The sequence below is a fragment of the Wolbachia endosymbiont of Litomosoides brasiliensis genome (assembly GCF_013366805.1).
Taxonomy (GTDB): domain Bacteria; phylum Pseudomonadota; class Alphaproteobacteria; order Rickettsiales; family Anaplasmataceae; genus Wolbachia.
The window spans coordinates 1-12,221 of sequence record NZ_WQMO01000022.1 but is presented as its reverse complement, the minus strand read 5'-3'; the positions used below and the strand labels follow the sequence as shown (position 1 = coordinate 12,221).

The window sequence follows — 12,221 nt, the reverse complement described above, 5'->3', positions numbered from 1 at the left end:
TTGATTTCAACTCTATTTAAACCTCGCTATTTTACTTACTTCGGTATGGCTTCTTTTCCATTATTGCCTATCCGGTTCTTGTGTGGTGGGAATTGGTATAAGAATTTAGTTGATTAATTGCTGATTTATATGCTATATTTTGTGAATTAGATGGAGTGTTTTATGAGTGACGGTATTACATCAGTAAATGATCAAAATTTTAAGTCTGAGGTTACTGATTATAAAGGATTCGTACTGGTAGACTTTTGGGCAGAGTGGTGTAGACCGTGTAAAAGTTTAATGCCGCGTGTTGAGCAGTTGGCTAAAGATAAAGAAGATAAGATCAAAGTCTGCAAGTTCAATATAGATGAAGGAACTGAGGTGCCAGGTAAATGTGGGATTCAATCTATACCTACATTAATCATATTTCAAGACGGTAAAGAAGTTGCACGCAAAGTTGGTACTATAAATGATTTGTCAAGTTGGGTTGATGATAAAATAAACTGATAGACAACTCTGTTTTCGCGTATATTATAAATGTTAATGAAGGGGATTGTAGCTCAGTTGGTTAGAGCAGTTCGCTCATAACGAATTGGTCGTAGGTTCGAGACCTACCAGTCCCACCTGTTATAAGAGTATATTCATTCTGCGCTAGGCAGGTACAAGGGCTGAGTATTTCAACAGAATCTAAGCTTGTTCAAAAAGCTCTTTGCATGCTAGCTATAGTGAGTAAAAGACATAATCTTCACTTTTAAAAATTTTATCAACTTCCGCTAGTAAGGAAAAGTTTCAGAAAGTCATAATTTTAGCATTAATGAGAAAGTTAAAGCACATTTTTTTAGTGTTCTTAAAAAGAATCAATCACTCAATCATAATTCAGTGAAATAATTGTTTGATATGAAAGATAACGTCTGGGCGCTTATTTCAATGTTTTTTGAACAAAATCTACATTACAGTTGTGTATAGTTATACTAGTCCAAATAGGCTTTTCTGATTTATTCATGTGTGTATTTTAACATATTCTGTCATTAGAATAATATCTATAAGTTGCACAGCAGTTTAGCTTTGATCTTAACTATCATGCGCTTTATCTCTACATTGTCACAATGATCATTGCCTAAGATTCCTTCTTTTACCTTCAGCGCCCTTGAAATTTTTTTAGTGCCTTCTTATACTTTCCTTAATGACTTAATGTGACAGCCATACTGTAAGTCGTATTTGTGATACAACGGAGGAAAATCAAATTGTTATTTGAGTGTTTTTTCTTATATGATCTCTCTTTAGAGTATTTTAATACCTCTTCACATTTTCCCTGATAGCTAAATGCCACAGCAATTTCATACATAGTAGATGAAGTGTCATGGTGGTCACTTTCCCAGGGTTTTTTTCTTTCTTTTAGCGCCTTTTAAACTTTGCTAACACTTCCTCATACTTTTCTCAGCAACTTAATGCTATGGCCATCCTATATATTGGGTTGAGAACGTGATAAGAAGCAAAACTATCTTCCGAGTTTTTTATGCAACCACACTCTTCAAAGTGTTTTGATGATCTTTATATTTTCCCTGGAAATTGAGTAGTACAGCCATTTCATATGTAGTAGATAAGATATCAGGATTTGCAATTTCTTGTTTTACTTTTTTAAAAAACTCTCCTCTACCTTTGCGTATTAGGAAACGTTTCCCTTGTTTCTTTAGTTTAGAGTTTCTTCCTTGAAACGAGTGTAAACGTTCCGCCTATTAATGTTATTAAGTTCTTCACCTAGCTTATTTTTAATGAGCTCTGCTAGTTCTATTTCATTAAGTTGATTTACTGCAAATACTAATTTAGTAGAAAATTCTTCTATATTATCTTCTAATATTAATTCCCAATGTGCGAGGAACGGATGGACAATAGTGGAAAAGAAGCTATGCTGAAGTAAATAAAGTGGCGAGGGGAAAATGGTGTTGAAATCAAAACTATTGAATAGAAAAGTTGTGGAATTAGCAAAATAAGTGCTAAAGGAAGTGCGAAATAGCGCATACATTTAGAAAAACTAAATGCTGTGATTGTAGCAAAGAAGTACAGTATAATAGCCATGGCAAAAATGTGTTGCATGCATGGATAAAACACTTAAAATTTGGAAGAGAAGAAAAGTTGTTTGCTTCTTCTTAACGTCGTAGAAAAGCTAGATTGAATTAGAGCCAACTTGAACAAGTTGAAGTATGGATACAAAAACTAATATTACCATTAAAGAAATAAGATAAAAATACAGGAAAAATTTGACTTGAATGTCAGTAAGTCTACAGCACACTTTAATATGCAAAAAATGAAGTTTTCATATATTGCATCAAGCCTAATTCACAATGAACAAGACAAAGGTAGGCAGGAAGAGTTTAAAAAAAACTTAATTAGACTATTGGTAAGCGCCTAAACAAGAGTTATTCATCTTTGATGAATTGCAATTTAATATACATTCGAAAGTTGGACACAATGGTTTAAAGAGGTATTAGAACATAGGTTAGAGTAAAATTAGGTAGATAAAATTTTTATCTCTACAGTGAGTTAATTCTAGAAATGGAAAAAGTTCTAGCTTATTTGTACCGAATGTTAACACTGATTGTATGGATATATTTCTTGGACAAATGTCATAATATTTAAGAGCAAGACAAGCCTTTCTTATCATAGATTGTGCTAGTTGACATGAGTTAAAAAATTTAAAGGTATCTGAAAGTATCTAGATTATATACCTACCACAATACTTACCTGAGCTCAATCCTATTGAGAGACTTTGGTTGTATATAAAACAGAACATTTTGCGTAATAAAGTCTATAATACAATTGTCTTGCTTGAGAGCACTTTGTGCAAATTTATTACCTTTCTTTCTCACTCCGCAATTAAACGACTCTGCAATGTTACTTATTTGACTCATTAACAATGATGGTTAGCATAACCCTCCACAAAAACGGTTTTTAGGGAGAAGATGGATAATTATAGTTCCGTGTTTGGTGCTATAGGAGCCACGCTGGCTGTCATGGGAATTATATCTGAAATTGCTGCTATTGTTGAGCAGTTGCAACAGCTGTGTTATCAGGAATTGCTAGTGCTATAGCGGGATATCTTGTTGATGTAGCAATAAATTAATGCTTAGTAGTTGGAAGTATGCAACTCAGTAGTTCAAAAGTAAGACCAATCTGGTAAATAGGCATTTGTAGGGGGGAAATTATTTTGTGGTTTTTCTTTCTGAGATCTACTAAATCCAGTTTGGAACTGTTCTATGATTCTGTTTTTGTAAAGATAATTCCTCTGCCATTCAGCAGCCATGCTGGAGATTCGATTTTATATCCCTCAGAAAGTAAATGTTCTTCTTTGCCATCTGACTTCATAACTACTATGTAAAATTTTTCTCATTGAACCTTTAGCTATGAAATCTCCCTTTGGCGACCAAATTAGGTGTGGCGTATCTTCCCTTCCAAAACTAGTTCTTTTAGGTTTTTTGTTTTTTTTGATAAAATCAATAATGTAAAGTTGCTAATTTCCACTTACATCAGAACTAAGAACCATGTATTTTTGATCTGGAGAAAAAGAGGGAGAAGTGCTTATAGCTGAACTTTTAGTAATTTTTTTTGTACGTTTACTGCTTAAATCTAAAGATAATATATTTGTCTTACTATCAGATGAATGAGAAATGAGAAGAGATTTGCCATTAGGAAAAGACCTAGGAACAGAAATAACGCCTTCAAATATGCTAACTATTGATTCAGTATTGTTTTTTAAATTCTTTAATGTTATGTAGCTTCTACCATCTAAATGTGAGATATAAATAATATTCTCTCCATTTGGTGAAAACATAGGTATTGACACGAATTTATCTCCGTTTGTTAAGTATTTTATATCGCTTCCATTTTGATTCATAACGGCAATTTTGTGTATGGACTTGTAATTACTATCTTTTTCTTCTGCAATGTGTGCTATTTTGTGTCAAAATGTCCCTTTTTACCAACTAATCTATAATATATTGTATCCGAAATAAAATGGGCAGTTTTTCTCCAACCTTTTGCAGGAAAAATAACTGACTTAGCGAACAACTCTTTTTTTGTAAAAGTATCAAATAAATGAAATGCTAGCTCTAAAGCATTACCAAGATACTTCGTTTAAACTTACTGTAACTAATATATCGTTTTCCTAAAGTTTGAATGGCATGGTTTCAGCTTCCACGCCTTGTTTTACATTAAATAAACTGCAATTTGATAAGTTTTTCTCAATGATTTTTATAATACTTTTGCTTAATTCACTTTCCAGTTTTGTTTTGCATGTACATTTGGACACAATAAGACTAATATTACCAACACTGCCTTTCTTACGTCAACGTATAAGGCAGCTTCAGTGAGATAAGGAATAAATAGCGGAAGAAGTAACATTAGCTGAATGAGTACTTCATTAGACTTCCTCTCTATCATTCGGCGAGAGTTTATTTTTGAAGGTAAATTGCATACAGATAACGTCATAAGAGTGGCTGATATACGGCTGTTTGAATTTCTTGTGTTGTAGCACGTATCAGCCTCTGGTGTTATTCCAGTGCATAGCACTGAAATCCAGTTTTTGATAATTTTATTGAAAATGTTGCGCAGTGCGCTTGTTTACAGTCAATCTCTCTAAATCCCGGTATCACGCACTGGAATGATATAGTCTAACATGCAAGTCACCTGCAAATCGCAATGTTCGTACGGTTATGTGTCGGGATGCTGAGATGATATCGTTCTTTTTTCTGGATTCCACTGTGCTACGCATTGGGATGACAAGAAGAGAGTGCTAGAATGACACCATTTAACACATAAATTATCCGCAAATTACAATGTTCGTACAAAGGAAGGAACACTGGAATGATATACTCCTGGCAAACTCAAATCACAATGTGTGTACAGCTGTGTGCTTGACACAAATTCTTTGTTTCTGAATTCTAGTTCACATGTTGAAATGACATCAGTATATTGTTAACCTCTTACTCAAGTGGTGGTTAATAAAAGAAGTCTATTTCACACCTGTTCTATTTGAACCTCAATTATAGGTCTTTTTAGTAAATATTCCTTTAAGATACTAAATATTGAGCTTTCAATCTTACTTCTTACTTTTTTTGTTGACTGCAAATTAAATGCTGACTCAACTGCCTTTATGATCCTTTGTATGATATCTACATCTTCTACCACTTCCAAAACACCGGGCGCAAATACTTTTGGTTTAGCCAGCAATTTATTTTTCTTGTTTACAATTGCTGTTACTACAATAGCTCCAGCATCCCTCATCTTCCTACGCATTCTTATAACGTTACTCTCTGGATGCCGTAGCAACATACCATCAACACCAAAATAGTCAACATCAATTGAATCAACTTTTTCTCCGCTCTCCAAGTTAACAATATCACCTGGTGCAATCATTATTGCTTTTTCCACACCACACTCTTTAGCAAATTTTACATGTGCATGTGTGTGAATATATTCGCCATGGACTGGAATAGATATTTTAGGCTTTATCAAAGAATACATTTCTCTTAGCTCTGTTTTAACTGGGTGCCCAGAGGCATGAACATGTTCTGTTTTTTCAGTAATAACCTCCACTCCCATCTCAATGAAAGCATTAAATATGCCGTGTGCACGAGTTTCATTGCCGGGAATAATCTTTGACGAGAAAATCACTGTATCACCTTGTTGCATTTTAAATGCATGATGACTCTTATTAGCAAGTTTTGAGGTTGATGCCATTGGTTCGCCTTGGCAGCCAGTGCAGATTAATAATAACCTCTCCCTTGGCAAATCTGCTACATCTTTTGCTTCATAAAATTCAACGGAATCAGTTAAATACCCACTATTTTGTGCAACTCTTACTATTCTCCATAAGGACCTGCCAAGCAAAACTACTTTTCTACCTAGCACCCTTGCAGCTTGGCCTATCATTTCAATCCGTGCCACGTTTGAAGCAAATAATGACACAGCAACTAGCTTTTTAGATCGCCTTATTATCTTATAAATATTGTTATAAACTTCACCTTCTGATTCAGGATTATGCTTGCTTAACACATTTGTTGAATCACAAATTGCTGCAAGCAGATTACCTTTATCGCCAATTTCTTTTAAACGACTTATGTTAGAGGTTAAGCCAACAATAGGTTTTGGATCAAATTTCCAATCACCAGTATGAAGCGCGCTGCCTACATCAGTGCTAACTAATATTGAATGTGCTTCAGGAATTGAGTGAGTTACATTTATAAATTCAACGGTAAAAGGACTTAAATTTATACTGCCGTTTATATCCACTTCCTTCACAGATATCATACCTTCTAATCGAAATTCCTTTAGTTTCTCTTTAAGAAAATTAACCGTGAACTTTGTTGTATATATGGGACATTGTAACTTTTCCCATAGGTAAGGCACTGCACCGCAGTGGTCTTCATGTGCATGCGTAATTATCATTCCAAGCAGGTCTTTCTTCCTTTCAGTAATAAAACTTACATCAGCAATTAATAACTCAATACCTGGCATAGTTTCATCGGCAAAACCAATACCAAGATCAATCATAATCCACTTACCTTGGTAGTGATACAGGCTAACATTCATCCCAATCTTGCCTACCCCTCCAAGTGAAAGAAATAAAAATTCGTTTTTGTTTATATTCATTAATTTTAAGTTATTAAAATGTGAGGATAGCAAAACTTTGGCTTAAAATAAAGGAGTTTGTTACTTTCAATAACCCTGAAGAGAATAAAGAGGCCCCGCAAGATTTTTGCTATTCTATTTACCAAAACTCATATCCAATGTAAGGTCGATGTATACTCAATTTGACTCCGAACATTACTTTTAAACACAGTTGACTTTACCTAGTTAATATTCCAAATTGTAAAAAACAGATAGTTCTATGGCAATAAGTCTATTACAAGGCAAAAAAGGATTAATAACTGGAATAACAAATAAGAGATCTATAGCGTATGGTATAGCAAGAGCTCTCTCAGAGCATGGCGCAGAATTTGCAGTCACTTACCAGAACGAAATAGTAAAAGAGAGGTTATCATCAATAGCAGCTGAATTAAATGTGGAGTCAGTACTGAATTGTGATGTTGTAAATGAAGGAACTATAGATAATGTTTTTAAGTTAATAGAAAAAAAATGGGGTACCCTTGATTTTTTAGTACATGCGATTGCATTCTCCGACAAAAACGAATTGAGCGGTAAGTATGTTAATACTTCACTGAACAATTTCCAAAATGCAATGAATATATCATGCTATTCTTTCACTGCCTTAGCACAGAGGGCTGAAAAAATGATGCCAAATGGTGGCAGTTTACTTACTTTATCTTATTACGGTGCTGAAAAAGTCATGCCAAATTACAACGTCATGGGCTTATGTAAAGCGGCACTTGAAGCAAGTGTAAAGTATCTAGCATGTGACTTAGGTCCACAAAACATCAGGGTAAATGCCATTTCTGCTGGTCCAATCAGAACTTTAGCGTCTTCTGGAATAAGTGATTTTCACTTCATATCAGAATGGAACAAGAATAACTCTCCTCTTAGACGCAACACTACTCTTGAGGATGTTGGAAAAGCAGCGCTATATTTATTAAGTGACCTAAGTAGTGGTACCACCGGAGAAATTTTACATGTTGATTCGGGGTATAATGTTGTAGGGATGAGGGTAACTGATTCAAATATGATTAATAGCTGCCAAAATTGAAAATCTAGCATGGAAAAAAAGCCTTTTAAAAGTTGGTAACATGATTTATAATTACTGTTATCAACTTTAAGTACTTTATGCTCAAGAAACTAGCTTGGTATTGCTCATTCGTAGAGTTAATCAAAGGATTTATTATTACGCTCAGATATGCGTTTAAACCGAAAGTTACGCTTAAGTATCCTATGGAAAAAGGTTCCCTAAGCCCAAGGTTTCGTGGCGAGCATGCATTGCGTAGATACTCAAACGGTGAAGAATTGTGCATAGCTTGTAAATTATGTGAAGTTATCTGCCCTGCCCAAGCAATAGTTATTGAAGCAGAAGAAAGAGAAGATGGTAGCCGCCGTACTACTCGTTATGATATTGATATGACAAAGTGCATATATTGTGGGCTTTGCCAGGAGGCATGTCCTGTTGATGCAATTGTCGAGGGTCCTAATTTTGAGTTTGCAACAGAAACAAGAGAGGAGCTAATGTACAATAAAGAAAAGCTATTGCGTAATGGTGAAATTTGGGAAGAAGCAATAGCTCTCAGACTAAAAAAGGATATGTCGTATCACTAATGTTAGAAGTTTACAATATTAGACCTCTATTATTCCGGTATCCTATTATGTCGTTCCAGTGCTTGTTACTTAGATACGGGAAAAAATGTGTTCACATGCTGGAAAATATTAATTTCCACTTGTTGTGTAAAAGTTTCACTCATGATTAGAATTACTTTTTTAGCAAAACAAAAAGTAGAAGAATATAGCAGTGGAGTTACTGGTTTTGATATACTACAACCAGACATTTCAAAGGAAGCAATTGCCTTAAAGGTAAACGGTGAACTATATGACCTCTCGCGTGAAATTAAATCTGATACAGAGATAGATGTCATACAACTTAATGATGAAGAGGGTTTGAATATAATAAGGCACGATGCTGCTCACATAATGGCTCAGGCAGTAAAAGAGCTCTTTCCTAATGCTCAGGTTACTATTGGTCCAACAATTCAGGATGGGTTCTACTACGATTTTGCTGCAGATCGTGCTTTTACTACGGAAGATCTTGCTGCAATAGAGAAGAAAATGAAAGAAATTATAAAAAGTAATCATAGATTTATTCGAGAAGTTTGGACTCGCAAGCAAGCAATTGATTTTTTTAGTAGTATAGGTGAAAAATATAAGGTTGATATCATCTCTTCCATACCAGAGAGCGAGGGTCTAACTGTTTATAGGCAAGGTGATTTTGTTGACTTATGTCGCGGTCCACACTCTCCTTCAACTGGCAGAGTTAAAGCGTTTAAACTTATGAAAGTCGCAGGAGCATATTGGCGTGGCGATGCAAAAGGTCCGATGTTGCAGCGAATATATGGTACCGTATGGCGAAATAAAGGTGAACTAAACACTTATCTTAAACGTCTAGAAGAGGCAGAAAAACGTGACCATCGCAAAATCGCTAAGGATATGGACTTGTTTCACATTCAGGAAGAAGCTGTTGGGCAAGTTTTTTGGCATGAACAGGGATATACTTTATATAACGTTCTCGAATCTTACATAAGGAAAAAATTAATAAACAATGGCTATACTGAAGTAAAAACTCCTGTCTTGGTAAGCAAGGAGTTATGGAAAAAATCTGGGCATTGGAATAAGTTTCGTGAAAACATGTTTATTATTGACGAACCTGAGAGTAAAAAACTAGCAATAAAACCTATGAATTGCCCCTGTCATGTACAAATTTTTAACTCTTATACAAGAAGCTATCGTGATTTACCGATACGTATGGCAGAACTCGGCATGTGCCATAGGAATGAAAGCTCAGGTTCATTACATGGACTGATGCGGGTGTGTGGTTTTACGCAAGATGATGCACACATTTTTTGTATGGAAGAACAAGTTAATTCTGAGACTGTAAAATTTTGTGATCTTTTAAAAGAAGTATATTCAGAGCTTGGGTTCAATAAAATTTCCTTGAAATTTTCTGATCGTCCGAGTATTAGAGCAGGAGATAATGAAGTGTGGGATAGAGCTGAAAAAGCACTGCTTGAGGCCGTTAGAAAAACGGGGCTCAGTTATGAACTTAATCCGGGCGAAGGTGCATTTTATGGTCCAAAGTTAGAGTTTATTTTGAAAGACGCGATAGGTAGAAGTTGGCAATGTGGAACGCTACAGGTTGATTTCATTTTACCAAAACGTCTGGGAGCCTTTTATGTAGGGGCAGACGGACAAAAGCATCACCCTGTTATGTTACACAGGGCAATCCTTGGAACTTTTGAACGTTTTATTGGAATTTTAATAGAGCACTATGCGGGAAAATTTCCGCTGTGGCTTGCCCCAACACAACTTGTTATTTTAACTGTTACAAATGAAGCTAACAACTATGCCATAGAAATTAGTAACGTTTTAAAAGAACAAGGTGTTAGGGTTAAGACCGATTTAACCAATGAGAAAATTAGTTATAAGATACGCTTGCATAGTTTAAGCAAGGTTCCTATATTATGGATTGTAGGTAAAAATGAAGTTGCAAGCAAAACCGTGTCAGTGAGAAATTTAGGATCAGACAAACAGGAGTCTTCTTCTTATGAAAAAGCTGCTAAACTGCTACTAAAGAGTATTAATTTAAATTAAGGGAGTTAAAACTTGCAAGTTAAAAAAAACAGAATTAATGAGTTCATTGCAGCCAAGGAGGTGCGTTTAGTTGACCATAATGGCGAAATGGTTGGAGTTGTATCAATAGAAAGAGCTTTGACATTTGCGCGAAATGTAGGTTTAGACTTGGTAGAAGTTGCACCTGATTCAACTCCTCCAGTATGTAAAATACTGAATTATAGTAAGCAAAAGTACGATGCAAAAAAGAAGGCGAGTGAAGCAAAAAAGAAACAAAAAACATTAGCTGTAAAAGAGATTAAACTAGGCCCCAATATTGGTGATCATGACTATGAAACAAAATTGCGTCACGCGAGGGATTTTCTTATACATGGGCATAAAATCAAAGTTACAATGAAATTTAAAGGTAGAGAGTTGGTAAATACCGAAGTTGGGCTGGAAAAATTAGAACGGCTAATTAGGGATACTAAGGATATTGCTAAAATAGAATTAGCACCTAAACGGGAAGGAAATCAGTATTTCTTAGCTCTGGCTGCCAAGTAGCAGGGTTTGCTAGGTAAAACCTTTGACTAGTTTTTATTTAAACAAACGACTACATTCTATAGTTTTTGAGACATCAAAAATTGGCTCTATCTTTCTTAAGTTCTCTATTAATCTATTAATAAAACAAAATTTGTTTTAAATTAAAAGGAAAACTGCTTTCAGCTTGAAATTTGCTGCAAATAAGATTGAATATTTGTAAAAAATATTGCATTATTATTAATACCTTTTAAACTAATTTGTTGTGATTTTTCTAAATTTCTTGATCCAAAATTGGACCTTACCTTTAAGAAGATCTTTGCTACAGAAAAAATAAGAATATTCTTACTATTTTTTGAACGATATCTTAGGTGTACTGAAGTTAATACCATATAAGAGATAGAATTTCATTAGCACTATTATGAATTCTGAAATTACCTCTGAGATATAAAGTATAGTTGATGTTCTCTGCAAGGATTCTGTTGGTAATGGATTTGTGATCGAAATGCAGTTTATTCATGAAAAGGGCTTTGAAAAACGTGCTCTTAGTATTACGCTGCCAAAGCTTACTCAAGGTAAGCTGATAGATACGCTAATTGTATAAGAAGATTTTCTTTACTGCAATATCAAATTGTACTTTATTTCCTGATAAGTCTAATTATATATCTAACCATACCATAAGAGATGATGAAATTAGTGAATGTGGCTTACAAGATTTTTCGATTTGTGTTTATTGAGTTACCTAAATTTCTTAAAGATAAAGTAGACCGATTAACAAGCATAGTAAGACGCTGGTGTTCTTTTTAAAGTATGCAGAGGAAACAACAGATGAAGATTTAAAGAAGATAGCAGAAAAAGCTTCAATAATAAAATTAGTATATGATGAATTAAACGAGTCTTGCTGGAATGAAAAGGGTCTAACAGCATGTGAAGAAAGGATAATGATCTGTACAGAGAAAGAGCCATCCTTGAACGGAAACTTGAGGAAGGTATAGAGAAAGATATAGAAGAAAGAAAAGTTGAAGCAGTAAAGGCAATGCTTGTTGACAACATGGATATCACTATCATTGCTAGGTTAACAGAGTTTGTCAATTATTAAAATTAAAGAATTGTAGGATCAGGTAGAAGCCAGTGATAGTGACAAAGGTTCTTGTTTCAATAAACAGAGAGTTTATACCAATTATCATGTTAGTGGGTTAAATAAGTGACATCGCAGAGTTGTTTAATTGCAGAGCAAGAAAGAGGGCTAATAAATTAACACAAAGCGCTCTCAAGCAAAGCAATCGTATTATAGGCTTTATTACGCAAGATGCTTTGTTTTATATACAACCAAAGTCTTTTAATGGGATTGAACTCGGGTGAACATGGTAATAGGAATATAGTTTTGATATCCTTAAGTACCTTTAAACTTTTTGACTTACGTCAACTAGCACAATCAATGG

8 protein-coding genes, 1 tRNA gene and 3 pseudogenes are annotated in these 12,221 nt (G+C 34.6%); 9 read left to right on the top strand and 3 right to left on the bottom strand.

The window, feature by feature from the left end; all coding sequences use genetic code 11:
- The first annotated feature begins 162 nt into the window (after positions 1 to 162).
- Together trxA and GO684_RS04385 are read left to right on the top strand one after the other, a co-directional pair.
- Positions 163 to 486, top strand: coding sequence for a thioredoxin (trxA, locus tag GO684_RS04390; RefSeq protein WP_175939238.1), 324 nt, complete (start codon positions 163 to 165; stop codon positions 484 to 486).
- Between the two features lie 42 nt (positions 487 to 528).
- A tRNA-Ile gene (locus tag GO684_RS04385) sits at positions 529 to 602 on the top strand.
- A 1,067-nt stretch (positions 603 to 1,669) separates the two neighbouring features.
- Here the strand turns inward: GO684_RS04385 and GO684_RS04380 are convergent.
- A complete protein-coding gene (locus GO684_RS04380) occupies positions 1,670 to 2,002 on the bottom strand; it encodes a hypothetical protein (protein ID WP_175939224.1) in 333 nt (110 codons plus the stop codon).
- On the opposite strand from GO684_RS04380, the pseudogene GO684_RS04375 reads away from it, so the two are divergent.
- A pseudogene (locus tag GO684_RS04375) lies at positions 1,971 to 2,891 on the top strand (IS630 family transposase). The gene GO684_RS04380 and the pseudogene GO684_RS04375 overlap by 32 nt on opposite strands.
- A gap of 242 nt (positions 2,892 to 3,133) precedes the next feature.
- On the opposite strand, the pseudogene GO684_RS04370 reads toward GO684_RS04375, so the two are convergent.
- Positions 3,134 to 4,416 (bottom strand): annotated as a pseudogene (locus GO684_RS04370) (protein TolB).
- Positions 4,417 to 4,992: 576 nt separating this feature from the next.
- Positions 4,993 to 6,627 (bottom strand): ribonuclease J, encoded by a 1,635-nt coding sequence (locus tag GO684_RS04365; protein ID WP_175939236.1) that lies wholly within the window; start codon positions 6,625 to 6,627, stop codon positions 4,993 to 4,995.
- Positions 6,628 to 6,865: 238 nt separating this feature from the next.
- On the opposite strand from GO684_RS04365, the gene GO684_RS04360 reads away from it, so the two are divergent.
- The 6 genes and pseudogenes from GO684_RS04360 to GO684_RS04335 all read left to right on the top strand — a co-directional run bounded on the left by GO684_RS04360 (position 6,866) and on the right by GO684_RS04335 (position 12,141).
- The gene (locus GO684_RS04360) at positions 6,866 to 7,678 is read left to right on the top strand and encodes an enoyl-ACP reductase FabI (protein WP_175939234.1); all 813 of its coding nucleotides are present in this window, start codon (positions 6,866 to 6,868) and stop codon (positions 7,676 to 7,678) included.
- 77 nt (positions 7,679 to 7,755) lie between these two features.
- Entirely contained in the window at positions 7,756 to 8,238 is a 483-nt protein-coding gene (nuoI, locus tag GO684_RS04355; protein ID WP_175939232.1) for an NADH-quinone oxidoreductase subunit NuoI, read from the top strand.
- Positions 8,239 to 8,379: 141 nt separating this feature from the next.
- The gene (gene thrS, locus GO684_RS04350; protein ID WP_175939230.1) at positions 8,380 to 10,281 is read left to right on the top strand and encodes a threonine--tRNA ligase; all 1,902 of its coding nucleotides are present in this window, start codon (positions 8,380 to 8,382) and stop codon (positions 10,279 to 10,281) included.
- A 12-nt stretch (positions 10,282 to 10,293) separates the two neighbouring features.
- Complete coding sequence (gene infC / locus GO684_RS04345) at positions 10,294 to 10,803, top strand: translation initiation factor IF-3 (RefSeq protein WP_175939228.1); 510 nt, start codon at positions 10,294 to 10,296, stop codon at positions 10,801 to 10,803.
- A gap of 234 nt (positions 10,804 to 11,037) precedes the next feature.
- Positions 11,038 to 11,894: pseudogene (locus tag GO684_RS04340) on the top strand (Rpn family recombination-promoting nuclease/putative transposase).
- Positions 11,895 to 11,997: 103 nt separating this feature from the next.
- Positions 11,998 to 12,141 (top strand): hypothetical protein, encoded by a 144-nt coding sequence (locus GO684_RS04335; RefSeq protein WP_175939226.1) that lies wholly within the window; start codon positions 11,998 to 12,000, stop codon positions 12,139 to 12,141.
- Positions 12,142 to 12,221 lie beyond the last annotated feature (80 nt).

What these genes read in the sequence shown, in the direction of transcription:
- nuoI (WP_175939232.1), top strand. Translation starts at nt 7,756, where the DNA reads ATGCTCAAGAAACTAGCTTGGTATTGCTCATTCGTAGAGTTAATCAAA.
- trxA (WP_175939238.1), top strand. Translation starts at nt 163, where the DNA reads ATGAGTGACGGTATTACATCAGTAAATGATCAAAATTTTAAGTCTGAG.
- GO684_RS04365 (WP_175939236.1), bottom strand. Translation starts at nt 6,627, where the DNA reads ATGAATATAAACAAAAACGAATTTTTATTTCTTTCACTTGGAGGGGTA.
- GO684_RS04380 (WP_175939224.1), bottom strand. Translation starts at nt 2,002, where the DNA reads ATGTATGCGCTATTTCGCACTTCCTTTAGCACTTATTTTGCTAATTCC.
- thrS (WP_175939230.1), top strand. Translation starts at nt 8,380, where the DNA reads ATGATTAGAATTACTTTTTTAGCAAAACAAAAAGTAGAAGAATATAGC.
- GO684_RS04360 (WP_175939234.1), top strand. Translation starts at nt 6,866, where the DNA reads ATGGCAATAAGTCTATTACAAGGCAAAAAAGGATTAATAACTGGAATA.